Source organism: Oscillibacter sp. GMB15532, from assembly GCF_041020825.1.
In the GTDB taxonomy this organism is placed as follows: domain Bacteria; phylum Bacillota; class Clostridia; order Oscillospirales; family Oscillospiraceae; genus Oscillibacter.
Genome location: NZ_JBEVTO010000006.1, coordinates 23269 through 49390, shown reverse-complemented (window position 1 = coordinate 49390; position 26122 = coordinate 23269). Strand labels below are relative to the sequence as shown.

General features: G+C 57.8%; 20 protein-coding genes and 1 tRNA gene. 7 read left to right on the top strand and 14 right to left on the bottom strand.

All coding sequences use genetic code 11. The features are described 5' to 3' along the window. Positions 1–13 precede the first annotated feature (13 nt). Positions 14–1180, top strand: coding sequence for a stage II sporulation protein P (gene spoIIP / locus ABVS15_RS08520; protein WP_369283306.1), 1167 nt, complete (start codon positions 14–16; stop codon positions 1178–1180). Positions 1181–1322: 142 nt separating this feature from the next. Here the strand turns inward: spoIIP and hemW are convergent, their stop codons facing one another. After that, positions 1323–2534 carry a radical SAM family heme chaperone HemW gene (gene hemW / locus ABVS15_RS08515; RefSeq protein ID WP_369283305.1) on the bottom strand — a complete coding sequence of 404 codons (1212 nt, stop codon included), beginning with the start codon at positions 2532–2534 and terminating at the stop codon, positions 1323–1325. Positions 2535–2695: 161 nt separating this feature from the next. After that, positions 2696–3100 (bottom strand): PaaI family thioesterase, encoded by a 405-nt coding sequence (locus ABVS15_RS08510; protein WP_369283304.1) that lies wholly within the window; start codon positions 3098–3100, stop codon positions 2696–2698. A 159-nt stretch (positions 3101–3259) separates the two neighbouring features. Here ABVS15_RS08510 and ABVS15_RS08505 point away from each other — a divergent pair, with 159 nt between their 5' ends. From ABVS15_RS08505 to ABVS15_RS08495, 3 genes are all read left to right on the top strand, one after another. After that, positions 3260–3622, top strand: a complete 363-nt coding sequence (locus ABVS15_RS08505; protein ID WP_312939262.1) for a metalloregulator ArsR/SmtB family transcription factor — start codon at positions 3260–3262, stop codon at positions 3620–3622. Positions 3623–3680: 58 nt separating this feature from the next. Further along, positions 3681–3899, top strand: a complete 219-nt coding sequence (locus ABVS15_RS08500; RefSeq protein ID WP_369283303.1) for a cation transporter — start codon at positions 3681–3683, stop codon at positions 3897–3899. A 96-nt stretch (positions 3900–3995) separates the two neighbouring features. Continuing rightward, positions 3996–5891: a heavy metal translocating P-type ATPase gene (locus ABVS15_RS08495; protein WP_369283302.1), complete on the top strand. Its 1896-nt coding sequence runs from the start codon at positions 3996–3998 to the stop codon at positions 5889–5891. 122 nt (positions 5892–6013) lie between these two features. Here ABVS15_RS08495 and ABVS15_RS08490 read toward each other — a convergent pair whose 3' ends face one another. From ABVS15_RS08490 to ABVS15_RS08440, 11 genes are all read right to left on the bottom strand, one after another. Then, positions 6014–7366 (bottom strand): cation:proton antiporter, encoded by a 1353-nt coding sequence (locus ABVS15_RS08490; RefSeq protein WP_369283301.1) that lies wholly within the window; start codon positions 7364–7366, stop codon positions 6014–6016. Between the two features lie 383 nt (positions 7367–7749). Continuing rightward, positions 7750–7825 (bottom strand) — tRNA-Gly (locus ABVS15_RS08485). A gap of 48 nt (positions 7826–7873) precedes the next feature. Then, positions 7874–8557 carry a hypothetical protein gene (locus ABVS15_RS08480; protein WP_369283300.1) on the bottom strand — a complete coding sequence of 228 codons (684 nt, stop codon included), beginning with the start codon at positions 8555–8557 and terminating at the stop codon, positions 7874–7876. Between the two features lie 84 nt (positions 8558–8641). Next, positions 8642–9235 (bottom strand): lactate utilization protein, encoded by a 594-nt coding sequence (locus ABVS15_RS08475; protein WP_369283299.1) that lies wholly within the window; start codon positions 9233–9235, stop codon positions 8642–8644. Between the two features lies 1 nt (position 9236). Further along, on the bottom strand, positions 9237–10112 hold the full coding sequence (locus ABVS15_RS08470) for a YitT family protein (RefSeq protein WP_369283298.1): 876 nt from the start codon (positions 10110–10112) through the stop codon (positions 9237–9239). Between the two features lie 46 nt (positions 10113–10158). Further along, positions 10159–12402: a DNA gyrase subunit A gene (locus tag ABVS15_RS08465; protein ID WP_369283297.1), complete on the bottom strand. Its 2244-nt coding sequence runs from the start codon at positions 12400–12402 to the stop codon at positions 10159–10161. 85 nt (positions 12403–12487) lie between these two features. After that, complete coding sequence (locus ABVS15_RS08460; RefSeq protein ID WP_369283296.1) at positions 12488–14473, bottom strand: type IIA DNA topoisomerase subunit B; 1986 nt, start codon at positions 14471–14473, stop codon at positions 12488–12490. Positions 14474–14826: 353 nt separating this feature from the next. Further along, the gene (spoVAC, locus tag ABVS15_RS08455) at positions 14827–15264 is read right to left on the bottom strand and encodes a stage V sporulation protein AC (RefSeq protein WP_369283295.1); all 438 of its coding nucleotides are present in this window, start codon (positions 15262–15264) and stop codon (positions 14827–14829) included. Positions 15265–15403: 139 nt separating this feature from the next. Then, positions 15404–16624 (bottom strand): sensor histidine kinase, encoded by a 1221-nt coding sequence (locus ABVS15_RS08450; RefSeq protein ID WP_369283294.1) that lies wholly within the window; start codon positions 16622–16624, stop codon positions 15404–15406. Beyond that, a complete protein-coding gene (locus ABVS15_RS08445) occupies positions 16621–17307 on the bottom strand; it encodes a response regulator transcription factor (protein WP_369283293.1) in 687 nt (228 codons plus the stop codon). Before ABVS15_RS08445 ends, ABVS15_RS08450 begins: the two co-directional genes overlap by 4 nt. An 85-nt stretch (positions 17308–17392) precedes the next feature. Next, complete coding sequence (locus ABVS15_RS08440; protein WP_369283292.1) at positions 17393–18430, bottom strand: DUF4340 domain-containing protein; 1038 nt, start codon at positions 18428–18430, stop codon at positions 17393–17395. Positions 18431–18817: 387 nt separating this feature from the next. Between ABVS15_RS08440 and ABVS15_RS08435 the strand changes: the two genes are divergently transcribed. The 3 genes from ABVS15_RS08435 to ABVS15_RS08425 all read left to right on the top strand — a co-directional run bounded on the left by ABVS15_RS08435 (position 18818) and on the right by ABVS15_RS08425 (position 24922). After that, a complete protein-coding gene (locus ABVS15_RS08435) occupies positions 18818–20338 on the top strand; it encodes a 4Fe-4S dicluster domain-containing protein (RefSeq protein ID WP_369283291.1) in 1521 nt (506 codons plus the stop codon). Between the two features lie 225 nt (positions 20339–20563). Next, positions 20564–23584: an S-layer homology domain-containing protein gene (locus tag ABVS15_RS08430; RefSeq protein ID WP_369283290.1), complete on the top strand. Its 3021-nt coding sequence runs from the start codon at positions 20564–20566 to the stop codon at positions 23582–23584. Positions 23585–23893: 309 nt separating this feature from the next. Then, on the top strand, positions 23894–24922 hold the full coding sequence (locus tag ABVS15_RS08425; protein ID WP_369283289.1) for a hypothetical protein: 1029 nt from the start codon (positions 23894–23896) through the stop codon (positions 24920–24922). Positions 24923–25062: 140 nt separating this feature from the next. Here ABVS15_RS08425 and ABVS15_RS08420 read toward each other — a convergent pair whose 3' ends face one another. Then, positions 25063–25881 carry a DUF975 family protein gene (locus ABVS15_RS08420; protein WP_369283288.1) on the bottom strand — a complete coding sequence of 273 codons (819 nt, stop codon included), beginning with the start codon at positions 25879–25881 and terminating at the stop codon, positions 25063–25065. Positions 25882–26122: the final 241 nt, after the last annotated feature.

Sequence of the window (26122 nt, the reverse complement as noted above, 5' to 3'; positions counted from 1 at the left end):
TGAGGTGATGCAAATGAAAGCGGCCGTAAAAAAACGAACCGTTCCCCGGCGGCTGGGAGCTATGGTTTTAGCGGGGTGTACACTGTGGGCCGTGGCGATTACCGCCGGGAGCGAGACCGTCATGTCGGCGGTAACCGCCCTGCGGCAGGGGGCCTCTGCCCCGCTGTCGGCCCTGCAATGGGAGTTGGGGGACTTTGGGCCGGAGGACGGACTGTCCGCCGCCGCCGTGCTGACGCTGTCGGAGTCTCCCCTGCTGCTCTCCGCAAGGCAGAGCGTGGCAAAGCTTTTATCCACGGAGACGCCGGAGAAGCCGCAGGATCCGGTGGAGCAGATTCCTGTGGAGGAGACGCCCATGGATACCGCTCCCCTTCCCTCGGAGGAAATCCCGGAGAACGGAATTACCGCCAAAACGCTGATACCTACCACACCGGAGGGCTACACCGTCAGCGGTAAGGTCTACATCAGCAACAGCACCGACCACAAGCTGTCTGTTCAGGACCTGACCGCCTCCTTTGATGCGGGGCTTACGGACGAGGAACCCCAGATTCTGATTATTCACACCCACGGGAGCGAGGCCTATACCCCCGCCCCCGGCGAAAACGTGGACTATTGCGGAAACCGCCGCTGTCTTGAAACCCGGTACAATGTGGTGGGAGTGGGAGACGTGATGGCTCAAACCTTTGGGGAGCTTGGCATCTCCGTGCTTCACGACCGGACGCTGTATGATTACCCCTCCTATTCGGGTTCCTACGACCGCTCGCTGAAGGCTATTGAGAGTTACCTTGCGCAGTACCCGTCGATTCACTTCATTCTGGATGTTCACCGGGACGCCATCGAAGACACGGAGGGCAACGAATACAAGGTAATTTCCCCCGTGGAGGGCGTGGGAAACATCGCGCAGATCAGTATGGTGGTGGGCAGCGACGGCAGCGGTCTGGTCCACCCCAAGTGGATGGAAAATCTCAAGCTGGCTACGGCCTTGCAGCAAAACATTACCCAAAACTATCCCACGCTGATGCGTCCCATTCTTCTTAGAAACTCCCGCTACAACCAGCACGCCACCACTGGCTCCCTTCTGCTGGAAATGGGAGCTGCGGGCAATTCTCCGGAAGAAGCCGCTCTGGCAGGAGAGCTGTTTGCCCGGGAAATGGGGGAGTATTTGCTGGCGAGGAGCAAGTAATTAAAACCAAAAACAGGATAGAACAGCCGGCCCCGGTCAAACTAACCGGGGCCGGCTGTAACATTTTTGCAGAAGCGTTCCGCTTTGGCGGCAATAAAAGGTAGTCCCACTGTGGTGGGGCAAGTATGCGGCCCCGAAGGCCTCAGCCTAAATCCACCCGGAAGTCTCCCCTCGCCCGGGCTTCCTCCCGGCGCCTTTTGTCCGCGCCCAGCGCGTCCAGCATCCCGCCGATAATTTGGTTGGAGACGAGGAAGCCCTCCGGGGTCAGGCGCCACCGTCCGTCCTCCTCCAGTGCGTAGCCCGCCTTGCCGCACTCCTCCAAAAAAGGAAAAAAGCACTCAAACCGGCGGCGAAAAAGGTTTTCAAACACCTTGGGGTCCAGCCCCCGGACGGTGCGCAGACCCATCATCACCCATTCCGTGTCCCGGTCCAGCGGGGGAATGCGTTCGTTTTCCGAAAGCAAAGGCCCGCCGGTTTTCATCCCGGAAATATACCCTTCCAAATCCCGGGCATAGGCGTACCGCACATTGCCAAAGTCCGAGTGGGCTCCGGGGCCAAAGCCCGCGTACTCCCCCAGGGTCCAGTATTTCAGGTTGTGCCGGGATTCAAAGCCCGGCCGCGCAAAGTTGGAGATCTCATACTGGAAAAATCCGTGCCGCCGGAGATAGTCCACTGTCCAGAGATACATCTCCGCCTGCGTTTCGTCGCCGGGAAGGCCCGCGGTTTCCCGACGAATAAAAAGAGGGGTTCCCTCCTCCACCTTCAGCCCGTAGCAAGACAGGTGCTGGGGCGCCAAATCCACGGCGGCGGTGAGGTTTTTCTTCCATACGTCCATGCTTTGCCCCGGCAGCCCGTAAATCAAATCCAGAGAGAGGTTTGAAAACTTGGCCTTGCGCGCCGCCTCCACAGCCGTGTTTACCTGCCCGGCGGTATGGATGCGGCCGATGGCGCGGAGCTCTTCATCGTCGGCGGACTGCATCCCAAGGCTCAGCCGGTTAAAGCCCGCGCTGCGCAGGGCCCTCAGCTCCCTAAAATCCCCGGCGGACTCGGGATTGGCCTCCAGCGTAATTTCCGCGTCCTTTGCCACATGGTATTTCTTCTGAATGTCCTTCAAAAGGCGGACAAGCCGCTTCGTTCCAAGAAGCGTGGGCGTGCCCCCGCCGAAATATACGCTGTCTACCGTGTGAAGACCGGCCCGGGGAGCCAGTTCCAAAAGCTGCGCTTCCAGCGCCTGGGTATATGCGTCCATGCGGCTCTCTTCGCCGGGAAGGGAATAAAAATCGCAGTAGTCGCATTTTTTGGCGCAAAAGGGGATGTGGACATACAACCCCAGACTTTTTCGTTCCTCTTTCAAGGCGGCCTCCTTTGGCGGCGCACGGCGCCTGCCGGCAGTGATGATGTAATGTTAAAAGGTTCTGGCAGGGCGGGCTTTGCCGCGCCTTCCCCGCCGGAAATAAGCCGGAAAACGTGCCCGCAGGCCCCTTGCCCGCGGGCACTGCGTTTTATCCTCCCCGGTTATTCCTTGGAGGTGCAGAAAAAGGTGAAGGAACCGGTAGCCAAAAGCTTGCCGGTGGCCTCGCTGGTAATATTCACATTGACAAGGCAGGTTTTTCTTCCCCGGTGAACCACGGAGGCCGCAGCCACCGCCGTTCCCTCCTTAATGTTTGCAAGAAAGTTCATGGAGCTGTTCTGGGTGACGTAGGTCCGTCCGTCGGAATGGGCGGCGGAGCCGGTGGCACAGTCCGCCATCGTGTACAGCGCGCCGCCGTGCAGCATCCCGTAGGGATTGGTGCTTTCCTCGCGCAGCGTCAGGCGGCACTCCGCCCGGTCCTGCTCCAGCATGCTCAGCTCAATAAAGTTATAGGTCATAAAATGATTCTGTAAAATACGGTTGTTTTTAATGTCTTCCAGTGTGGCCATGGATGTTCTCCTCGTCTTTTTCTAAAATAATAGGACTAGTTTACCACAGTTAAAGGAAATTTTCCACACTTTCGTAAAAGTGGTTGACAAACAAAAAAACTTGCATATAATGAACGTATGAACAATCGTTCAACTGTTCATACGAAAGGAGAGCACGCCATGGAAGACCGTTACAACGTCGAAGCCTGCGAGTTGCTCTGCGTCCACGAGGACGTGGTGAAAAAGGTCCGCAGCGAAATGCCCGACGAGGACGCGCTTTACGATCTGACGGAGCTGTTCCGTATCTTCGGGGATTCCACCCGCATCCGCATTCTGTATGTGCTCAGTGCGTCGGAGATGTGCGTGTGCGACATCGCGGCGCTGCTGGGAATGACCCAGTCGGCCATCTCCCACCAGCTTCGGGCGTTGAAGAACACGCGGCTGATCAAGTCCCGCCGGGAGGGAAAGACGGTGTTTTACGCGCTGGCCGACAGCCATGTGCGCACCATCATCGACCAGGGGATGGAGCACGTTTCCGAATAATTTTGTATTCCGCGCCGCCCGAGGGGACGACGATAAAATTTTTCAGGAGGATGTTTGTATGAAAAAGCGTTTTGCGTTGACTGACCTGGATTGTGCCGCCTGTGCCGCCAAAATGGAGGACGCCATTAAAAAGATTGATGGTGTGAATGACGCGGCCGTCAGCTTTATGGCTCAAAAGCTTACTCTGGACGCGGAGGACGCGCGGTTTGACGCGATTCTAGATGAAGTGGTCCGCGTCTGCCACAAGGTGGAGCCGGACTGTGTAATTAACCGCTGAGCCCGGAAAAGCGGCGGATGCGCGCAGGCGCGGCCTGCCGCGAAATAAATTCCGCCGCTTAAAAAGACACGGCGGGCCGGAGGAGAAGAGGTTTGTATGAGTAAAAAACAGAAAAAAGTGCTGTTTCGTATTCTGGCCGCGGCGGTGCTGCTGATCGCGGCCCATTTCCTGCCCTTGACGGGGCTGGCGCTGGCGCTTTGCTATCTGGTGCCTTATGGCATTATTGGCTGGGACGTTTTGTGGCGCGCCGTGCGCAACATTGCGGGCGGTCAGGTATTTGACGAAAATTTTCTGATGTCTGTTGCCACCGTGGGCGCGTTTGGCACCGGGGAATATGCCGAAGCGGTGTTTGTCATGCTGTTTTATCAGGTGGGTGAGCTGTTTCAGGACTATGCGGTGGGCAAGTCCCGGAAATCCATTGCCTCTCTCATGGACATCCGGCCCGACACCGCCAATGTGGAGCGGGAGGGCGTGATTACCGAAGAAGACCCCCAGGACGTGGCTGTGGGCGAGACGGTGGTCATTAAGCCCGGCGAACGGGTGCCGCTGGACGGCGTGGTGACGGAGGGAAACTCCGTTCTGGACACCGCCGCCCTCACCGGCGAGGCAGTGCCCCGGGACGTGGGCCCGGGAGACGCCATTCTCAGCGGCTGCGTAAACCTGCGGGGTGTGCTCCGGGTAAAGGTGACAAAGCCGGCGGAGGAATCCACCGTCTCGAAAATTCTTGAGATGGTTGAAAACGCCGGAGAGCGGAAGTCCCGCAGCGAGAGCTTTATCACCCGCTTTGCCCGGTACTATACCCCCGGCGTGGTGCTTGCGGCGACGCTGCTGTTTCTGCTGCCCACGCTGGCGCTGGCGGTGATGCCCGTGCCCCCGGTGTTTCTGGCGGGAACGGTGTGGAACGACTGGCTCAATCGGGCGCTGGTGTTTCTGGTCATTTCGTGCCCCTGCGCGCTGGTGATTTCCGTGCCGCTGAGCTTTTTCGGCGGAATCGGTGGTGCGTCCCGCAGCGGCATTCTGGTGAAGGGCGGAAACTATCTGGAGGCTCTGGCAGAGACAAAAACCGTGGTGTTCGACAAGACGGGGACCCTGACAAAGGGCGTGTTCTCGGTCTCTGCCGTCCATCCCGAGGAGGGGTACACCAAGGAGCAGGTGCTGGAATGGGCCGCGCTGGCGGAGCAGTTCTCCGACCATCCCATTGCCGGTTCCCTCCGGGCGGCCTGTGCGGCCCAGATGGACCCCTCCCGTGCGAAGGACGTGGAGGAAATATCCGGACACGGGGTCTGCGCCAGTATTGACGGACACAGAATCTGCGTGGGCAACGCCCGGATGATGGAGCGGGAAAGCGCAAGCTGGATCTCCTGCGAGCTGCCCGGGACCATTGTCCACGTAACTGCCGACGGGTTTTACGCCGGACATATCGTGATTTCCGATCAGGTGAAGCCCGACGCGAAGGCGGCGATTGCCGACCTGAAGGCCAGTGGTGTTGAAAAAACCGTGATGCTTACGGGAGACGCGCAGGCTGTGGCTGCTGCGGTAGCGGCGGAGCTGGGCGTGGACGAATTCCACGCGGAGCTGCTGCCTGCCGACAAGGTGGAGCTGACGGAGCGGCTGCTTACAGCCGGAAACGGAAAGCTGGCCTTTGTGGGCGATGGTATCAACGACGCGCCGGTTCTCACCCGGGCGGATATCGGCGTGGCCATGGGGGCTATGGGGTCCGACGCGGCCATTGAGGCGGCGGACATCGTCCTGATGGACGACCGCCCCGGAAAGCTGGCCACCGCCATGCGCATTTCCCGCAAGACCCTGCGCATTGTCCGCCAGAATATTGTCTTTGCCTTGGGCGTAAAGGCGTTGGTGCTGGTGCTGGGGGCTTTGGGCCTGGCTGGTATGTGGGCGGCGGTATTTGCCGACGTGGGCGTTTCCGTTCTTGCCGTTCTCAATGCTATGCGGGCTATGCGGGTGGAGCCTTCGCCCGGCGCGGAGGCATAAGCCGGTGACCACGTCCCGTAATCTTAAAAAGTAAAATTTCCGGCTTTCTGAAACGCAAAAGCGCCGGTCCCGGATGCTCCGGGACCGGTGCTTTTTAACAGTTAAGTCGGGAAAAAACAAACTTAGGGTGTGCCTGCACCGTCTCCGTCGGAGCTTTCCTCGGACGGGGCAGCGGGCGGGTCCTGTCTCACAGGGGCAGAGCTGCTTCCCCGAAGCTTGTTGTGTATTTTCAGCATGCTTTCGGCAGCCTGATCGAATTGCCGGACCTCCTGAAAATTCTCCACCAGATCGCTGTGCACCAAATCGCTGTAATCTTTTTTGGCATTTTTGGGATACACAGCCCGGAGCATAATGGGCGTCACGATGGTGGAAACCACCACCATCAGCACCATGGGCGCCAGAAATACGTCGGGCATCATGCCGCCGGCAATGCCCTTGTTGGCAACAATCAACGCCACCTCGCCTCGGGAAATCATACCTACGCCGATGCGCAGGCTCTCCGCGTTGGTATAGTGGAACAGCTTTGCCCCCAGACCGCAGCCCACCACCTTGGTGACAATGGCAATCAGAATGGCTACCACTGACAAAAGCATGACCTTTGCGTCCATGGTGGAGAGCACCACCTTCAGTCCCACGCTTGCGAAGAAAATGGGAGAGAGGAACATATACGACAGGGTTTCGCACTGGGACTGCACATAAACAGCCCGGACGGTTTTGGCAATAATCAGTCCTGCGCAGAACGCGCCGATGATGTCGGCCACGCCGAAGACCTCCTCGGCGACATAGGCATATAAAAAGCAGAAGGCCACAGAAATCACGGCAAACCGCTTGCGATTCCAGCGTGCGGAGGCCATCCACTTCTGAATGCCCTTGTGGAGGAAAAATCCAAGAACCAGCGAAACTACAAAAAACGCCGCAATTTTAACCAGTACGATCCACAGGCTTACCCCGCCGACAGAGGCACCTGTAATCAGCGTCAGCAGAACCAGGCCCAGAATGTCGTCAATCAGCGCTGCGCCCAGGATTGCATTGCCGGAGCGGGTGGAAAGCTTGCCAAGCTCCTTCAGCGTCTCCACGGTGATGGACACGGAGGTGGCGGTGAACACGGTGCCTACAAACATATGCTCCAGCGGATCGCCGGTGGGGTTAAACGCCGCCGCCAGCGCGTAGCCTCCCCCAAGCGGCACCAGCACGCCGATCAGGGCAATAAAAAAGGCCGCCTTTCCGGATTTTTTCAGCTCGTCAATGTCCGTTTGCAGTCCTGCGCTGAACATCAGCAGAATGACGCCCAGCTCCGAAAGCATGGAAAGAAAGTCGCTGGGCTGCACAAAATTCAAAAGACTGGGGCCCAACAGCAAACCTGCGATCAAAGACCCCACTACCTCGGGCATATCCACCCGCTTGGACAGCATGCCGAAAAGCTTTGTTACCAAAATAATCAGCGCTACGTCCAGTATATACCGATAAGATTCCATTGCAGAACGATACCTCATCTCCAAAAATTCTAAATGCAGGCCGTTTTCGGCGGTTCGCACACATGAATTGCACGAAATTGCACGGACTTTGTCATCTTTCCCAAAAGGGGCTTCGTCAACGAGCCTAACACAAACCAACGGAAAAGTCCAGTGAGAGAGCATGTTAAAAGACACGATAATTGCATAAAAATGAAATAAAATTTGGAAATATTATACAAAAAATTAGAAATAGTACGTGTTTTATCGTTTTCTTAACATTAATTTTGCAGGAAATCATTCAAAAAGTGACATAAAAAAGGTTCCTGCGAAAGGCGAGGTTCAGTACGGCTTTTTGTAAAAACGCAAAAGCACTCCCCACCCGATTGGGCGGAGAGTGCTTTTATTGGAGCGGGCAACGAGGCTCGAACTCGCTACCTCCACCTTGGCAAGGTGGCGCTCTACCAGATGAGCTATGCCCGCGAAGCAAGAGTTATTCTAGCAAAGAACACTCTGCCTGTCAACTCTTTTTTACGGGATTTGCGAAATTCCCTCCGATTCCGCGGAATTCTCCTCCGAAGCGAGATTAAATTCAATCAATTCCACGGATCCCTCCGCCGGGTAATAGGAGATGCTCCACTCCGGTGTGTGGGTCAGCTCCCGCTCCGCGCGAAGCGTTTCCACCGTCTGATTTACTCCTGCCCGGTCCCCTGCCCGCCAGTAGCCCACGCGGACCGCCAACTCCGTTTTGCCATCGTCCAGCGCCGCCTCCAATAGGCTTTGCAAAGCCGCCGCGCTGGTGGCGTTGACAATGGAGGCAATCTGCTCCGCCGTGCGGCGGTAACCAAGCTGAACGGACAGCTCGTAATACCCCCGCTGGGGGGTGGAGGAGGAGGTGATGTATTCGAGGGCGTAGCTGCCAAGGGCCGTCTCCTGCTGCACCTCGGCGGCGGCCTTTTCCAGCGCATCGGCAACGCTCACCCCGTCGTCATAGCTGTAAAACCGGATGACTGCCTGATCCGTGTGCCGTCCGATGAGAAGCATCAGATCGTTGACGATGTCCTGATAGTTTTCCGCCCGCAGGGTGCCGGAGTCCTCGCTCTCCCAGAATTTGTTGGAATGGGGCTCCGCCGTGCTGTATTCCCGATCCAGAAGAGAGGCGCAGCCGGTGAGTGACAAGCACAGCGCCAGCAACAAGCACAGTCTTTGTTTCATCCGTCCGCACCTCCCTTCTCTTTCGGTGTTTATGCCAAATGCCGGCATTCTTCGCAGTTTTTCGGAAATTTTCTCTGTGTGGGCTTAATAGCCCAGGTCCTCGTCAATGAGAACTACTTCGGTTTCCATGCCGCTCATAGGCCGCCACAAAACCGCAAGCCCCCGGCAGATGCGCTCGGGGCTTTTGCAGTCGTAGCATTTGTCGCCCTTGACGGCGCAGGGAGTTTTCCGATCCAGACGCTGGGCATTTTTCGGCGCGGCAATGTTCCGGGCGCGCCACAACGCCTCGTCGTAAGTAGCCGCCAGCTTGTTGCGGCCTGCCACCAGATAGAGCTTCTCGTGGCCGTAAAGCATGGAGGCCACCCGGTTTCCGTTGCCGTCGATGTTAATGAGGGTCCCGTCCTCATCCAGACCGTTGACAGAGGAAAGGTATACCTGCGCCGTTGCCGCTTCCCCGGTGGAAACAGGGGATTCCTTCCAATGCCAGTGTACGCTGTTGTGAGACGCCAGCCGCTCATACACCCCCATGTCCCGCAGGGTGATGGAGCCGCCAAAGCCCACCGTTTTCCCGTCGATGGCCCCGTCGAGATAGTCCGCCGCCTCGGCCCCCGTCGCAAACAGACGCACGGAAAAGCCCCGTTCCTCCAGATTCTTCGCCGCTTTCTTCAGATCCGCCATATTATAGATCCTCCTTCTTGTATTCCCCGAATCCCTCGCCCAACACGTCGTAGGCGTTGCAGACAATCATAAATGCGCGGGGGTCCGCTTCGTGGACAATGCGCTTCATCTCCACGATCTCCCGCTGCTTAAAGGCAACCAAAAGCACCTGCTTTTCATCCCCGGTATAGGCGCCCGAGGCGGTGAGCAGCGTTACGCCCCGATCCCGCGCCAGAATGGCGTCGGCCGTTTTGCGCCAGCTGTCGGAGATGATATAGGCCACCTTGGATTCGTCCAGCCCGTAGAGGATTTTATCAATGACCACGCTGGAGACAAACAGGGCCACCAGACCGTACAGCGCGGCATTGATGCTGCTAAACACCGCCGCCACCAGCGCCAGCACCACAAAATCGGGAATCAGCACCAGCCGGCCCATGGGGAGCCAGGGGAACTTGAGGCCCAAAAGCCGGGCAATCACGTCCGTGCCGCCGGTGGTGGCCCCCTGAGTAAAGACCAGTCCCAGACCCGCGCCCATCATGGCACCGCCCACAAGGCAGGCCAGCATGGTGTCCATGGGCTGGAATTTGTACAGCAGGGCAATCCCGTCGATGGCAAGAGAGCTGACCACCATCGAAAACAGGGACGAAACCAGAAGGTGCCGCCCAATGAGCTTCCACCCAAGGAAAAACAGAGGAATGTTCAATATCGCCGTCACAATGCCCACCGAGGCCCAGGGCAGAAGGACGTTGATGATCTGGGCAAGGCCTGTCAGACCCGCCACGCCAATTTGATTGGGCACGAAAAACCAGTCAAAGGACAGGGCGAAAATTGCGCAGCCCAGCGCCATGATTCCGTAGCTTTTTAACATTTTCCTGACGATAAAACCGTCCCCTTCCATTTGAGCTTCCTTCCGGGCCTTATAAAAAAGCCCGGCGCCTTGCGCATCAGTCCAGCAGACCCATCTGCTTTTCCTCGCAGTCCTCCTCCCGCAGCAGCGCTCCGGCGGCGGGCACCGCCCGCACGCGGTAGCGGCTGTGATTCACGATGGCGCTTTCCTCCAGCAAAACGACCCGTTCCAAGTGGTACTTTGGCTTCATGGTCATCACTGCCACGCCCTGGGTGGAGCGGGTGGTTTTTGGGGAAAGCAGCGCGGTGTTGAAAATCAAAACCCGCGGTTCACTGGAATAGACCGCCAGCTCCTCCTCCCGGTCCAGCCGCAGAATGGAGGACAGGGGCGATTTATCGGAATAGGCCCCTGTCAGCTTTCGGCGGTTGGAGGTGGTCTGATAGGCCGAGAGATTTACCCGGGCCGCCTTGCCGTTTTCAAAAAAGAACAGCAGCGCCCCCGCATAGTCCCCGGGCAGGCAGGCAAAGACTGGGCTTTCTTCCCCGTCCATCCCAAGCTTTGAAGGGAGGTAATCTCCCAGAACGCTGGCCTTGGCGTCTTCAAAGTCGCAGATGCGGCACTTGTAGACTTGGCATTTGTCAGTGAAGAACATTATCTCCGATGCGTTGGAGGTTTCAAATGACTGGCGCAGTGCGTCCCCGTCCTTAAACTTCTGTTCGCTGTTCATGCGCAGGGAGGCCGGAATAATCTTTTTGAAGTACCCCTCCCGGGAGAGGAACACGCTCACCGGGTAATCCTCTACCTGCTCCTCCTCGTGGAAATCCTCCACCTCATGACCGTAAATGATGGTGGAGCGGCGGGGCTGGCCGTACTTCTTTGCCACCTCCTCCAGCTCGTCGATGATGATTTTCTTGATGCGCCGAGGGCTTTCCAGCAAGTCCTCCAAGTCCGTAATTTCGTCCTGCAAGGCGTCGGTTTCCTGCACCCGCTTTAGAATATACTCCTTGTTGATGTTCCGCAGACGAATTTCCGCCACATATTCCGCCTGAATTTGGTCAATGCCGAAGCCGATCATCAGGTTGGGGATGACCTCGGACTCCTCCGCCGTCTCCCGGATGATTTTGATGGCCTTGTCAATGTCCAGCAGAATCCGGCGCAGACCCTTGAGCAGGTGCAGCTTTTCTTTTTTCTTGCCAAGGACAAAAAACACTCTCCGGCGGACGGACTCCCGCCGCCAGGCGCACCACTCCTCCAGCAGCGCCCGCACGCCCAAAACCTTTGGCATCCCGGCAATGAGCACGTTGAAGTTGCAGCTGCACGTATCCTGCAAGGAGGTCATTTTAAAAAGCCGGGCCATCAGTCGGTCCGGATCCGTGCCCCGCTTGAGGTCGATGGTGAGCTTCAGGCCGGTGCGGTCCGTCTCGTCCCGCATGTCGGCAATTTCCTTGATTTTTCCGGCCTTAATCAACTCCGCCACCTTGTCGAGAATTGCCTCAATGCTGGTGGAGTAGGGAATTTCGTAAATTTCAATCAGATTCTGGTCCTTGACATAGCGCCACTTGGCCCGGACCTTCACGCCGCCCCGTCCGGTGCGGTAAATTTCCTCCAGCGCCGCCGGTTCGCAGATCAGCTCGCCTCCGGTGGGAAAATCAGGGGCCAGAAGGGTATCCGTCAGGGTGCAGTCCGGGTTTTTGAGATAAGCGGCGGTGGTGTCGCACACCTCTTTTAAATTGAACCCGCAGAATTGGGACGCCATGCCCACGGCAATACCGCTGTTGGCGGAAACCAAAATGTTGGGAAAGGTGGTGGGCAGCAGGGCGGGTTCCTTCATGGTGTTGTCGTAGTTGTCGATGAAGTCTACCGCGTCACTGTCGATGTCCCGGAAAATTTCCGAGCAGATGGCCGACAGCTTTGCTTCGGTGTATCGGCTGGCGGCATAGGCCATGTCCCGGGAATAGACCTTGCCGAAGTTGCCCTTGGAGTCCACAAAAGGGGTCAGCAGCGCGCTGTATCCCGCGCTGAGACGAACCATTGTCTCATAGATAGGCCCGTCCCCGTGGGGGTTGAGGCGCATGGTCTGGCCCACGATGTTGGCGGACTTGGTCCGCCCGCCGGTTAAAAGCCCCATTTTGTACATGGTGTACAGGAGCTTCCGGTGGGAGGGCTTAAACCCGTCAATCTCCGGAATGGCCCGGGAGACGATGACGCTCATAGCGTAGGGCATGTAGTTGACTTCCAGCGTGTCCACAATGGGCTGGTCCTCCACCGCAGCCTTCAGGCCAAGGACATTGGGGTTTAATTCCCGGGAGATTTCATCTTCCGGTTTTTTCTTCTTTGGCATTCGTATCAATCCTCATTTGCGGCGGCCGCCGCCTGCTTTCTTGTGGTATGGTGGGGAGCCAGCGCAAAAATCGGCGGCAAACCCGTCAGGAAATGTCCGCCACTTCCAGATATTTAAAGCCGTTTTCCGCGATGTGCTCCTTCCGGCCCTGAAGGTTGTCCCCCAGCAGGAGGTCAAACACCCGGGCTGTCTCGTCAAAATCGGAGGGCTGCACCCGGATGAGCCGCCGGGTTTCAGGGTTCATGGTGGTAAGCCACATCATCTCCGGCTCGTTCTCACCCAGTCCCTTGGACCGATCCACCTTCATTTTCTTCCCGGCCAAATCCCGAACAATGTCGTTTTTCTCCCTGTCGGAATAGGCGAACCAGGTCTTTTCCCCACTGTGAATTTCAAACAGGGGGGTTTCCGCGATATAGACGTACCCCTCGCGAATCAGGGTGGGAGTGAGACGGTAGAGCATGGTGAGAATCAGCGTGCGGATCTGGAAGCCGTCCACATCACCGTCGGTGCAGATGACGACCTTGTTCCACCGGAGGTTCCCCAGGTCAAACTCCGCCAAATCCTTTACGTGCTTGTCCTTGACCTCAATCCCGCAGCCCAGCACCTTCATCAGGTCGGTAATAATCTCGCTTTTGAAAATCCGGGCGTAGTCTGCCTTCAGGCAGTTTAAAATTTTGCCCCGGACGGGCATGATGCCCTGATACTCCGCGTCCCGGCCCATTTTCACGCTGCCCAGAGCGGAGTCGCCCTCCACGATGTAAATTTCACGGCGGGCCACGTCCCTTGAGCGGCAGTCCACGAATTTTTCCACCCGGTTGGCGATGTCGATGCTGCCGGAGAGCTTCTTTTTGATGTTCAGCCGGGCTTTTTCAGCGCTTTCCCGGCTGCGTTTGTTGATGAGCACCTGTTCGGCGATTTTCTCCGCGTCAAAGGGATTTTCGATGAAGTAAATCTCCAGATTGCTGCGCAGAAACTCCGTCATGGCCTCCTGCACAAACTTATTGGTGATGGCCTTCTTCGTCTGGTTTTCATAGCTGGTGGCGGTGGAAAAGTTGTTGGAAACCAGCACCAGACAGTCTTCAATATCCGCCCAGGTAATTTTGCTCTCGTTTTTCTGGTACTTGCTGTTTTGTTTCAGATACTGGTCCAGCGCCGATACAAAGGCGGATTTAGCCGCCTTTTCGGGGCTGCCCCCATGCTCCAGCCAGCTGGAGTTGTGATAATGCTCGGTGACATTTACCCGATTTGAAAAGCAGCAGGCTGCGCTGAGCTTTACCTTGTATTCAGGCTTGTCCACCCGGTCCCGGCCCCGGCGTTCCGCTTCCCAGAACATGGGGGCGGTGAGGCTCCCCTCTCCCGCCAGCTCCGTCACATAGTCCACGATGCCGTTTTGATAGACGAAATCCTCGGTCTCAAGCTTTCCTGTTTCCGTCTCCCTGCGGAAGCGGAAGGAAACGCCTGCGTTTACCACGGCCTGACGCTTCATCACGTCGGTGAAGTATTCCGCGGGAATGGCGGTGTCCGTAAACACGTCCAAATCCGGCAGCCACCGAATGGTGGTGCCGGTTTTTTTGCCTCGGTCCGCGGGCTCCTCGTGCAGGCCGCCGACGTTTTCACCCTGCTCGAAGTGCAGGGTGTATTTCTTCCCGTCCCGCCGGACGGTCACGTCCATATATTTGGAGGCATATTGGGTGGCGCAGGAGCCAAGCCCGTTGAGCCCCAAAGAGTATTCATAGTTGTCGCCGGTGTTGTTGTCATATTTTCCGCCGGCGTACAGCTCGCAGAATACCAGCTCCCAGTTCCAGCGGTTCTCCTTCTCGTTCCAGTCCACCGGGCAGCCCCGGCCCTGGTCCTCCACCTCGATGGAGCCGTCCTTATATGACGTGACGGTAATGAGACTGCCATGGCCCTCCCGGGCCTCGTCGATGGCGTTGGATAAAATCTCAAATACCGCATGCTCGCAGCCCTCCAGCCCGTCAGAGCCGAAAATCACGCCGGGGCGCTTGCGCACCCGGTCCGCGCCCTTCAAAGAGGAGATGCTTTCGTTGCCATAGTCCTTTTTTGACGCCATTGCCTGTTTCCTTTCCGTTTTGTCCTCTGATTCGGAATTATCGTACCATACGCTGTTAAAAAATTCAAGACTGGGGTAAATGCGGAAATTATCTGTCCTAAATTGCGTATTATGGCGGAAATGTTCCGGAGCCAACTTTTTCATAATCCGTTTGTCACCCCGGGAATTGACCTGCGTTTCTGGGTTTTGCACATTTTCCACCGGGTTTTCCACACTGTTATGTAAACGTTAAAAGCCGCCGGAAAATACGCATCAAAATCCCACCGCCCAAACAGGAAAAAAGAGCCGCCGCACTTCGCTGCGGCGGCTTGCTTCTTTTCCGTATTTCCTTGGAGTGCAGGGGCTTTCGCGGTTTACTTCAAAAGCATCAGCACCACGCCGTAAATGGCGGAGGCCAGCGTGCCAAACACAATCACCGGCCCTGCCACCAGAAACATTTTTGCCGCCATGCCGGTGACAAAACCCTCACTGCGAAAGTCGATGGCGGGGGAAACTACGGCGTTTGCAAAGCCGGTGATGGGGACCAGCGTGCCCGCGCCGGCGTATTTCGCCAGCTTGTTATAAAGGTTCAGCCCCGTAAACAGGGCGGAGAGAAACACCAGCGTGCAGGAGGTTGCGGTGCCCGCGTCCTCCTTGTCAAGACCGGCGGCGGACCAGCCGTTTAAAATCAGCTGGCCTACCACGCAGATCAGTCCGCCGATGACAAAGGCCAGAACCGTGTTTTTCACGATGGGGGATTTTTTCGATTCCTGCTTAACAAGCTGCGCATATTCCTTGGGAGTGATATCCATAATCCGCCTCCGATGTTGTTTTCGGTAGGATTTCTCCAAAAGGAAAAATTATGCGCGCTTTTTAAAACAGTACGAGGCCTGAATAAAAAAAGCGGCTGCGCGTCTGAACTCCGGACGCGCAGCCGCGCAAGGCAAGCCGCTATTTCCGCAGCAGTGGCAGCGTCAGGATAAAGCGGGTGGAGGCTTCGTCCGATTCCGCCCGCAGTGTCCCCTTGTGCTCTGCGGCAATACTTTGGGCGATGGAAAGCCCAAGGCCAAAGCCGGATTGTTCTCCCCGGGAGGCGTCCGCCCGGTAAAACCGCTCAAACAGGTGGCGAAGCTGCTCCGGCGGAATGGGCTGCCCTTGGTTGGACACCTGAAGCCTTGCCTGCCGGTCCGTTTTCCGAAGCGCAAGAGAGATGCTTGTCCCCTCCGCGCCGTATTTTATGGCGTTGTCCAGCAGGACGGAAATGGCCTGTTTCAGCCGGTCCGCATCGCCGGTGACAAGCACGTCGGGGGAAATGCCCTCGCAGTCCAGCGCTTTTCCCGCGTCAAAGGCCACCGGCTCGAAGAGAAGGGCGCAGTCCGTGGCCGCGTCAGAGAGAGAAATCTCGGAAAATATGCCGGTGCGGACCAGACTGTCGGCCCGGGCCAGCGTCAGCATCTCCTCCACCAGAGAGCGCATCTGCCGCGCCTCGGAAAGGATGTTGTCCGCCCAGCGGGCGGGGCGCTCCTCCAGAGAAACGCCGTCCAGCAGCTCCGCGTTGGAGAGAATCACCGTCAGGGGCGTTTTCAGCTCGTGGGATGCGTCGGACAAAAACTGGCGCTGCTGGTCCCACGCCCGCCCTACCGGACGGGTGACCAGCCGGGCCAGCAGCACGGAAATCCCCAGCAGTACCAGGAGCGCCGCTGCGCCGATTTGCAGCGTGGAGCGGACCATGGAGCGCAGCGACGCGGTTTCCATAGAGACATCCACAAAGGCGATGCGCTGGAAAAACCCGCTGTTCACCCGCAGATACCGGAGATTGTAGGCCGGGATATTCCCCGTCTCCCGTTCCTGTTCCATGCAGCTTTGCAGAATGTCTCGCAGTGTGTCGGTATTTTCAAGGTCGGAATAGGTCCCGCCCGTGACGTAGACGGTGTTTCCCCAGACCTCCACGGTGAAATAGGGAAGCTGCACCTGATCTCCGCCGATGATGACCCCGGTCTGTCCCCGGTCCACTCTGGGGTCGCGGACGACGACCCGGCGTAAAAGCTCCTGCGTGCTGTCGCGGATGTTGTCTCTGGAGGAGGCATACATGAAAAAGAACGCGCCGCCCAAAACCGCCGTCACCAGCAGCATGCAAACCGCCACCACCTGAAGCCTGAGCCTTCGGATCATGGCGTCTCCTCCTCCGGAACCAGGCTGTATCCCGCCATGCGCAGGGTAATGATTTTTGCCGTGGAGCGCAGGTGCTGAAGCTTTCGCCGGAGGAAAGAGATATAGACCTCCACATTGTTGTCCTCCGCGTCGGATTCGTAGCCCCACACCTTCAGCAGCAGCTTTTCCTTGGTCAGCACCAACCCCTGATTCAGCATCAGCATTTCCAGCATGTCAAATTCCTTCCGGCTCAGCCGCACGGACCGCTCCGCGCAGGAGAGGGTGAAGGTGGACTGCTCCAGCTTCAAATCGCCGCAGGTCAGGGTGGCGGTGTCCCGCAGCTCGGGGGTCCGGCGGGTCAGTGCACGGATGGCCGCCAGCAGCTCCTTGGGCTCAAAGGGCTTTGTAAGGTAATAATCCGCGCCGCTGTCCAGTCCCTGCACCCGGTCGTCCAGCTCTGAGCGGGCGGTGAGCATCAGGACAGGGGTGGCGTTTCCCTCCGCCCGCAGACGGCGGAGCACCTCAAATCCGTTGAGCTTAGGCAGCATCACATCCAGCAAAACTACGTCGTAAATAGAGGTGAGGGCGTTGTCAAGGCCGCTCTCCCCATCGTGGCTCAGGTCGGCGGTGTAGCCGTTCAGCTCCAGCAGGTCCCGCAGCGTCGCGGCAAGGCGCACCTCATCCTCCACAATTAAAACGCGCATGGAAAAGCACCCCCTTTACAAATATTCTGAAAACGGACGAACAGCCCCGCGCCTTTCGCGGACACCGGATTGACAAGGATGGCGGTTAGTCCCCGGCGGGGGCTGCGTCCAGTCCGTTGTTGGCCACCGCCAGCAGCGCGTCCAGCTTATCCGCTGCCATGCGGTAAATGGTGGAGTCGTCGTTCACCCGGACGTACCGCCCGTCGCCGTTCAGCACCGAATTGCCCACGGTCAGCGTCAGCGTCTGGGCGGTGTTGCCATCGCCGGTGTAGTTTACCGTGATGGTGGCGGTGGGTTCGTCAAAACCGCACAGGGCCTCTGCTCCGTCGGAAGGACGGTAGTCCACGCAGGCGTCCAGACGCAGCGCCGAAAGCTGACCCAGCACGCGTTGCATCTGCTCGTCGGCGGTCACGTCTGCTCCGTTGCACAGCCATGTGACGCTGTCTCCGCTTTCAGGGGAGGACCCGCTCCCGCTTTCGTCGGGCTGGGCCTGGGCACGGAAGGCGGACAGCTCGGTTGTCACGGCCCCGGTCAGGGTGACGGTTCCCAGTCGGTCCTCTGTCAGGGCTGGAAGCTCAGGCAGAAGAAGCATGTCGTAAATCCCCACAGACATCTCCTTTACCAGCTCGCCGGAGATAATAAAAATCGGCGTTTCCGACTCGTTCATCAGCATATAGTAGCTGTTTCCATCGGAGGTGGTGTTGCCCAAAGACAGCGTGGTGAGCTGCCCGTTGGATGCGGTGGCGCTCAGCGTCCGGGTGGGCTCCGAAAGACCGTAATCCTCCGGCCCGACCCCGTCGGTGATGGTCTGCTGGGGCTTCAGGGTGGAGAGGGTGGTTGTCATTTGGATGAGATAGTCCTGATTCAACGGAAAGTCCGGATCGTCGGTCCAGTACCACTCCCCTTCTTTATTCAGGGCGAAGGACAGCGTGGCGCTTCCGTTGTGGTAGGAAATCGACTTATAGGCCGCGCCGTCGCTTATTATGCCGGAGGTGGTGCCCGAGGACCCGGCCCCTTCCTGATTCCGGCGATTTTTTGCGGATTGTACCGCCAGCACTACTGCCGCCAGTACCGCTGCGGCAAGGAGCAGGAGCAGAAGCGCCCGCTTGTGTCTTTTGTTCATGAGGAACCCCTTTCTTTTCGGAGCTTACGCCGCCAAAACGGCGAACAAAGCAAATAATGCACTTATTATAAAGCTTTGTAACCGTCAGGTCAATCTGCACCGGGCCAACAGTGTTTTATCAGAAACAGAATAGTAAAAATACCTTAAGAAAAGCTGAATTTTCCAGTTAAAGCGGGGGGCGGAGAGAATACCCTGCCCATTTCCTAACAAATAAAATGGGAAAAAGGGTCAAAAGAGGACGGAATTTGAACAAGTTTCGTCATATTGTAAAAAAATTTATGCCACATTGTCAGACTTTTCACTTGCAGTTGTTTGCCTGCTCCTGTATAATTTAACGTACATGAGGAAAGAACGAAACAAACGACGAACATTTGGAGGAAAAGAACAGTGCGTGGCATTCACAGCGCCGTGGATGATATCCGGCGGAACGTGTTTACTGAGGTGGCAAAGATTGCCTATGAAGGCGGGGATTATTCTCGCGTTGACCTGATTCCCTACAAGATTGTCCCCGGAGAAGATTCTCAGTATCGCAGCAACGTCTTTTTGGCCCGGGCCATTGTACAGGAGCGTGTCCGACTGGCCTGCGGATTGCCGCTCCAGCCCGCAGACGTGCGGGCACCCGCCAGCGCAGGCATCGAGGAGGCCGCATCGGCAGACGACAAGTTTTTTGAAGAGCCGCTGGTAAACGTGATTTCATTTGCCTGCAACGCGTGCCCCACCAAGCGGATTCGGGTGACCGACAGCTGTCAGGGCTGTATGTCTCACCCCTGTCAGGCGGTCTGCCCCAGGGACGCAATTTATCTTGACGAGATGAAGCACTCCCACATCGACCAGAGCAAATGCATCAAGTGCGGTCGCTGCGTGAACCAATGCCCCTACCATGCCATCAGCAATCTGGAGCGGCCCTGCGCCGCCGCCTGCGGAATGGACGCCATCGAATCCGACGAGCGGGGCCGGGCTAAAATCAACTATGATAAGTGCGTTTCCTGCGGCATGTGTCTGGTAAACTGCCCCTTTGCCGCCATTGCGGACAAGAGCCAGATTTTTCAAATTATTCATGCCATGAAGCGCCATGATGGGGTGATTGCCTGCGTGGCTCCCGCCTTTGTCAACCAGTTTGGAAAGGGCGCCTCTCCGGCAAAGCTGAAGGCCGCCATGCGCTCCTGCGGCTTTGCCGACGTGGTGGAGGTGGCCGTGGGCGCGGATTTGTGCACCATCGAGGAGGCGGAGGACTTTTTGGAGAAGGTTCCCGCGGAGCAGCCCTTTATGGGCACCTCCTGCTGCCCCGCGTGGAGCATGATGGCAAAAAAGCTTTTCCCGGATTTTAAGGATTATATCTCCATGGCCCTGACCCCCATGGTGATTACCGCCCGGATGGTGAAGAAGGAACACCCCGACGCACGCATCTGCTTTATCGGCCCCTGCGCCGCCAAAAAACTGGAGGCCAATCGCAAATCCATCCGGTCCGACGTGGACTATGTGCTGACCTTTGAGGAGCTTCAGGGCATGTTCGATGCCAAGGAAATTGACTTTTCCCAGCTCCCCGAGGACCCGGCGGACGATTTCACCGTGGCGACCGGCGCGGGCCGGGGCTTTGCGGTGGGCGGCGGCGTGGCTGCCGCGGTGGTGGAGGCCGTGAAGCGCATCGACCCGGAGCGGGAAATGCTGATCGACTATGGTGACGGACTGCGGGAATGCCGCAAGATGCTCACCCTTGCAAAGGCCGGAAAGCGGGACGGATATCTGCTGGAGGGCATGGCCTGTCCCGGCGGCTGCGTGGCCGGAGCGGGCACCATCGCCCCGGTGCGGGAAACCGCCGTCGCAGTGCAGAAATATAAGGATGGCGCGGCCGTTCAAAACGCGCTGGACAGCCCCGTAAAAGGTCGGCTCGGAGATACTAAGGAATAAATACCGCAGGGCCGCCGGAAAGTTTGCAAACTTTCCGGCGGCCTGCAACTTTTTCCGCGCCCGCACGTCTTTACAATAGAGCCTGTTCGGCGCGGTTTCCAAAGATTGCATGGGGGAAAGCGTCCGCCCGGGATTTACTTTCTTTTCAAGGCGTGGTATCCTGAAAGCGTTATAAATAAAAGAGTTGACAACAACCGAAGAGACTATGGAGGCATGAACGTCGATATGAAAAACTACCTGCGCCGCATTTTTTCCAGCGTTCTGGCAGCATCTCTGCTGTGCGCATTGACGGTTCCCGCGGCGGCGTCCGCCGCGCTGGGCGAGGACCTGCTCCAAAAGGATGTCCCGGTGCACAGGGATACCCAATTGTCCACCAACGTGTTCTGGAGCACCGCCTACAATGATATGCGGGTGGAAAACCTGATTACATACAGGCCCGGCTCCTCCGCAACGCCCATGGTGACCTATGGCAGCGTACTCACATCCTGCAACACCGTTTCCTCCGCCGCCCAGGCGCTGGAGAGCCAGGGCTACCGCGTGGTGGCCGGCCTGAACGGCGACTTTTACAATGTGAACAACGGCCTTCCCATCGGCATGGTGGCGGCGCAGGGCGAGCTGAAAAGCTCTGACGGCGGCTATTGGGCCATCGGCTTCCGGCAGGACGGCACCGCCGTGCTGGGCAAGCCCGCGGTGAAGGTCAGTGCCGACCTTGGCTATGAGATGCTGGACAACGGCGACTTTCCTGCCCGGGTGGTGCGCCAGCTTGCCGCGATCAACAAGGCCCGGGTTTCCGGCGGCGGGATTTACCTCTATACCTACGAATTTAACTCCAAACACACCACCGGCACCACGGAGCCGGGGGTAGATGTGGTGTGCACCATTCAGAGCGGCTCTCTGGCCTTAAACGGAAGTCCGCTGGTGCTGACGGTGGACAGCGTGCTTGCCGATGCGGCGGGCACCGCCGTTCCGCAGGGGAAGGTGGTTTTGTCCGTCAACAATCAGGCGGACGCCTATGCCCTGAACGCCATGAAAAACATTCCCATCGGCGCAACGATCACCATTACCGCCGCCCCGGCCACCGGTGACTGGCTGGACGTGCAGTACGCCGTGGGCGCACTGTATGCACTGGTGCAGGACGGCAGCGTGGTTTCCGGCCTTCCCACCGATGTAAACCCCCGCACCGCCGTGGGCCAGAAGGCCGACGGGACACTGGTGTTCTATACCATCGACGGGCGCAGGTCCGGGTATTCCGTCGGCGCGTCCATGACGCAGATTGCCCAGCGGCTGATCGAGCTGGGCTGCGTCACCGCCCTGTGTCTGGACGGCGGCGGGTCCACCACCTTCACTGCAACCCAGCCGGACGCTGTGAACGCGAAAACCGTCAACCGCCCCTCCGGCGGCAGCGAGCGGGCAGTGAGCAATCAGATTTTTCTGGTGGCCTCCAGCCAGTCCAGCGGACAGCTGAGCCATTTCTACGTTTCTACGGACAACAGCTATGTGCTGGCGGGCAGCAAGGTAAACGTGACTGCCGCCGCCGTGGATACCAATTACATTCCCATGAGCGGCAGAAGCTATACCCTCAGCACCAGCGCCGGGGAGATTGAAAACGGTGTTCTCACCACCCCCGCCAGCGGCGGAGAGGTGACCGTCACCGCCACCGGAGGCGGACAGTCCGGCTCTGCGAAGGTTCACGCCGTCACCACGCCGGATACCATCTCCGTGAAAAACGGTTCCACCGCTGTCACTACGCTGACTGTGGCTCCCGGCAGCACCACAACGCTCACGGCTTCTGCGGTTTACCGGCATCTGGCCCTGAAGGCGGACCCGGAGGCGTTTACATGGGCCGTCACCGGCGACATCGGCGCGGTGGACAAAACCGGGAAGTTTACCGCCGGGTCCCCCGGAACCGGTACCCTGACGGTTTCCGCCGGGGGAAAGACTGCCACGGTGCAGGTGAATGTGTCTCACATCGCCCTTGCCACGGTGGAAGATTTTGAGGCAAGTGTTCCCGAGCTTTCCTCCTTCAGCTATGGCGCGGCTATTTCCCGCGTCACCGATATGAATTTTGTGAAATACGGTCGGGCTTCCGCCGCCGTGAATTACACCATCGGTGCGGACGGAACCTCCTCTGTCCTCTTTGCCGTACCCTATGCCATCGGCAGTGCCTATACCCAGATGAGCTTCTGGCTGTACGGCGACAAGTCGGGCAATGCCCTGACCGTTTTGACCTCTGACGGGGCAAACACTGTGGAAACCCCGGCGGGCAATGTGGACTTTACCGGCTGGAAGCAGATCACAGTTGCCCTGCCCGCAGGGACCGCGACGCTGGCCGGATTCAAGCTGACCTCCGGAATCAACGCCGACGGCACGGCGACAGCCGCCTCCGGCACACTGTATCTGGATCAGTTGGTGACCTCCTATAACAACGTGGTGGACACCGCGCCGCCCGAGGTGAAGGCTTCCCTTTCCGGAACCAGCCTTACCGCAACGATTACCGACGCGGCGGACAAATTCCCGGCCCAGAGCGGCGTGTCCGTGACTATGGACGGCAAAGCCGTGGCCTTCACCTATGACCCGGCGAAGGGAACGCTCACTGCCGCTCTGTCTGTGAGCGACACCTATGCCCACCGGGTTACCGTCACCGCACGGGATGCCTCCGGCAACATCGGCCGGGCCTCCTGCGATATTGCCGCCACCGGCGGTGAGACGCAGTTTGGCGACACCGCGGGCTATTGGGCCGGAACCTACGTAGACTGGCTGAAAACCACTGGGATTACCACAGGCTATGAGGACGGGACCTTCCGCCCCAACCAATCCATCACCCGCCAGCAGTTTGCCGTGATGCTCTACCGCTATCTGGGACTGGACGGAAGCGGATACGAAGCAAACGATCTTCCCTTCGCAGACGCGGGAGACATTGGTGAGTATGCCCGCACGGCGGTGAAAACGCTGTACGCCATGGGGATTCTTACCGGGTCTGAGAGTAACGGAAAGATTTATTTCAATCCCGGTGCCAGCCTGACCCGCGCGCAGGCGGCTACCATGATCGGCCGGACCCAGCAGAAGGGCTATGCCCAGGCGGCCCTTACCTTTAAGGACGCGGCCTCCATTCCCGCCTACGCCGCTTATTACATTCAGACCATGGCGGCACAGAAGGTCATCAGCGGCTATGAGGACGGCGCGTTCCGCCCCAATACCTCTATCACCCGGGGCCAGATGGCGAAGATTCTCTACAATTTGCTGTAAAGGCAGCGTGAAAAATTTTGGCAGGGCTGCGTTGATTTGGCGTGCTTTATAGAAGCGCCTTTTCCGTCGGGAGCACATCCCCTCGCGGTGAAGCTGGAAGAATTAAAATGCGTGGCCCCGGGGAACTTAATTCCCCGGGGCCTTTCGCGTTACTTTTTTCGCTGCACACTTATAAAAAGAAGCTTTTGGAAAAAGAGCGGGAAAACAACAGAATTTTGTCGCAGCACCTGAATGTTAAAAATTGTTCAGTTGATTTTTGGACGGGATTGGAGTAGACTGACGGGACAATTATCGAAGGGAGGGAGCTTTTTGCGTGCCTATACGGCGGACCAGTGGGTCCTGTTGTTTTTTTTCTACTGCCTGTGCGGCTGGGTCTGGGAGTCGTGCTACGTCTCCGCACGGCGGCGCAGATGGATTAACCGGGGCTTTCTCCACGGGCCGGTGCTGCCCATTTACGGCTCCGGGGCCATCTTGATTTTGCTCTTCACCCTGCCGGTACGAAACTATCCCGCTTTGCTGTACCTCAGCGGCGCGGTGGCGGCGACGCTGCTGGAATACGTCACGGGCGCGGCGATGGAGCGTCTGTTCAAGGTGCGCTATTGGGACTATTCGGGCCAAAAGTTCAATGTGAACGGCTATATCTGCCTTTCCAGCAGCATTGCCTGGGGCTTTTTCTCTATTTTGCTGGTGAAGGTGGTCCATCCCCCCATCGCGCGGCTGGTGCTGTCCGTTCCCGGCGCATTCGCCACGCCGCTGGCGCTGGCGCTGGTGGCAGGCTTTACCGTCGATGCGGTGCGCTCTGTGCAGGCTGCGCTGGACCTTCGTGCCATGCTGGAAAAGCTCACGGAGGAAAACGAGGAGCTGCGCCGTCTTGCCCGGCGGATGGAGATTATCTCCGCCTTTGCGGAGGAGGATCTGCAAAAATTCCGGGACAAAACCCAGGTGGAGCGTATTCTGCTGCAAAGCCGGCTGAGAGAAGAGCGGCAAAAGCGGGCAAAGGGCCGGGCGGAGCGCAAACAGCGCCGAGAGGAACTTCTGGCCGAGGCGCTGCGAACGCTGTCCGACGCCACCCTGAGTGCGCTGGAGAACGTGGCCGCCGCCGCGGAGGCATGCCGGGACCGGCTGATGGGCGAAAACAGTTTGTCCGCGGGGAAGTTGGCGGAGCTGGACGAGGCGGTGAAAAAGCTGAGGGCGCGGCAGGAGGCCGTCCGGACCAGGACGGTGAAAACTTATCGCCAATCCCTGCGCATCCTGCGGGGCAATCCCTCCGCCGCCGCGCGGCAATACCCCGAGGCCATGGAAAATCTCCGCCGTCTGGAAGGGACCGACAAGGACTGAGTGCGGATTTTCTGTACGCCTGTTTGCTTTTCCTGTTTGTTGGGGCAAGCAAGGCGATTTTACAACGAGAAAAGGCCGGAGCGTGAATTCACGCTCCGGTCTTTATACTGCCGAAATGTTTGGCACAGCATCTTTAAGGCTTAAAACAGTCCGCTGTCCTCGTTGTCCCACTCCTGCCGCTCCGAGCCAAAATTGGGAGAAACGCCGCTGGTGCGCTTGGCGATTTCGTAGTATCCCAGTTCCGTGCACTGATAGGAGGCCAGGTAAAAAAGCTGTACCGCCACAGTCCACAAAGAGCAAAAAAGACTAATGGTAAAGGATACGCCCGTGGAGGGCAGCGTATAGGCGGTGCCGGTGATGTAGGCGGTGGTGATCTGAGAAAAGACGTAGGCAACCCACAGGGTTGAGGGCAGGTAAGCCAGCACCAGCCATCCCAAATAGCTTAAATCCAGCGCAAACAGCTGCCCTTTGTAGCCCAGAGTTTGCCGTTTGCTCATTGCCAGCGCCTCCAGACAGCCCAGCTCTGGATTTTCGCAGAGATTCAGATAGGCGAAGCGATAGCTGTACGTAGCCACAATGCCCGGGATAAAGAACAGAAGGGACCAGAGAAAGATGAAAACATACTGTAAAATAGCAAGTCCGATCACCCGCCCCGCGAAGGAAAACCCATCAAACAGCGTGAGATATCCGGCCCGAATACCCCGCCGGATATCCATGCAGTAGAGAATAAAGCCAATTTGCAGGACAACGCCCAAAAGCGAGGTCAGGATGTTGACAAAGCTTCCCAGCGGATTGCCGTAAGTCACGGGGCTGCCGCTGCTGGCCAGACTGTTCACCATGTTCAGGGCCATCAGCAGCAGGAGATACAGCCCCACAAAGCCCTTGGGACTTACCTGCGCAGAGCGAAGCAGCTCCTTCATCTCCGCTTTTAATGCAGGCCGGTCTATCAGTTCCGCCATAAAAACTCCTTTCGCGCCGCCGAATATTGGAGGCAAGCCGTTTCATATAACAACAGTGCGGACATGATGACCGCGCGTCTTTTTATCAGTGTATCATGCATGGGAAAGCTTGGCAAGACCCGGCTGGCCGGCATGAAAAAGATATACAAATTTCGTTAAAAAAAGCACAGATTTCTGTGAAAACCGGTCTTTACAGTCTGGACATTTATTCATTTTAGGTGTAGAATAATGCGCAGTATGT

What these genes read in the sequence shown, in the direction of transcription:
- ABVS15_RS08440 (WP_369283292.1), bottom strand. Translation starts at nt 18,430, where the DNA reads ATGAACAAAAGACACAAGCGGGCGCTTCTGCTCCTGCTCCTTGCCGCA.
- ABVS15_RS08495 (WP_369283302.1), top strand. Translation starts at nt 3,996, where the DNA reads ATGAGTAAAAAACAGAAAAAAGTGCTGTTTCGTATTCTGGCCGCGGCG.
- ABVS15_RS08465 (WP_369283297.1), bottom strand. Translation starts at nt 12,402, where the DNA reads ATGCCAAAGAAGAAAAAACCGGAAGATGAAATCTCCCGGGAATTAAAC.
- ABVS15_RS08500 (WP_369283303.1), top strand. Translation starts at nt 3,681, where the DNA reads ATGAAAAAGCGTTTTGCGTTGACTGACCTGGATTGTGCCGCCTGTGCC.
- ABVS15_RS08475 (WP_369283299.1), bottom strand. Translation starts at nt 9,235, where the DNA reads ATGGCGGATCTGAAGAAAGCGGCGAAGAATCTGGAGGAACGGGGCTTT.
- ABVS15_RS08430 (WP_369283290.1), top strand. Translation starts at nt 20,564, where the DNA reads ATGAAAAACTACCTGCGCCGCATTTTTTCCAGCGTTCTGGCAGCATCT.
- ABVS15_RS08505 (WP_312939262.1), top strand. Translation starts at nt 3,260, where the DNA reads ATGGAAGACCGTTACAACGTCGAAGCCTGCGAGTTGCTCTGCGTCCAC.
- ABVS15_RS08490 (WP_369283301.1), bottom strand. Translation starts at nt 7,366, where the DNA reads ATGGAATCTTATCGGTATATACTGGACGTAGCGCTGATTATTTTGGTA.
- spoIIP (WP_369283306.1), top strand. Translation starts at nt 14, where the DNA reads ATGAAAGCGGCCGTAAAAAAACGAACCGTTCCCCGGCGGCTGGGAGCT.
- ABVS15_RS08470 (WP_369283298.1), bottom strand. Translation starts at nt 10,112, where the DNA reads ATGGAAGGGGACGGTTTTATCGTCAGGAAAATGTTAAAAAGCTACGGA.
- spoVAC (WP_369283295.1), bottom strand. Translation starts at nt 15,264, where the DNA reads ATGGATATCACTCCCAAGGAATATGCGCAGCTTGTTAAGCAGGAATCG.
- ABVS15_RS08460 (WP_369283296.1), bottom strand. Translation starts at nt 14,473, where the DNA reads ATGGCGTCAAAAAAGGACTATGGCAACGAAAGCATCTCCTCTTTGAAG.
- ABVS15_RS08480 (WP_369283300.1), bottom strand. Translation starts at nt 8,557, where the DNA reads ATGAAACAAAGACTGTGCTTGTTGCTGGCGCTGTGCTTGTCACTCACC.
- ABVS15_RS08420 (WP_369283288.1), bottom strand. Translation starts at nt 25,881, where the DNA reads ATGGCGGAACTGATAGACCGGCCTGCATTAAAAGCGGAGATGAAGGAG.
- ABVS15_RS08510 (WP_369283304.1), bottom strand. Translation starts at nt 3,100, where the DNA reads ATGGCCACACTGGAAGACATTAAAAACAACCGTATTTTACAGAATCAT.
- ABVS15_RS08445 (WP_369283293.1), bottom strand. Translation starts at nt 17,307, where the DNA reads ATGCGCGTTTTAATTGTGGAGGATGAGGTGCGCCTTGCCGCGACGCTG.
- ABVS15_RS08450 (WP_369283294.1), bottom strand. Translation starts at nt 16,624, where the DNA reads ATGATCCGAAGGCTCAGGCTTCAGGTGGTGGCGGTTTGCATGCTGCTG.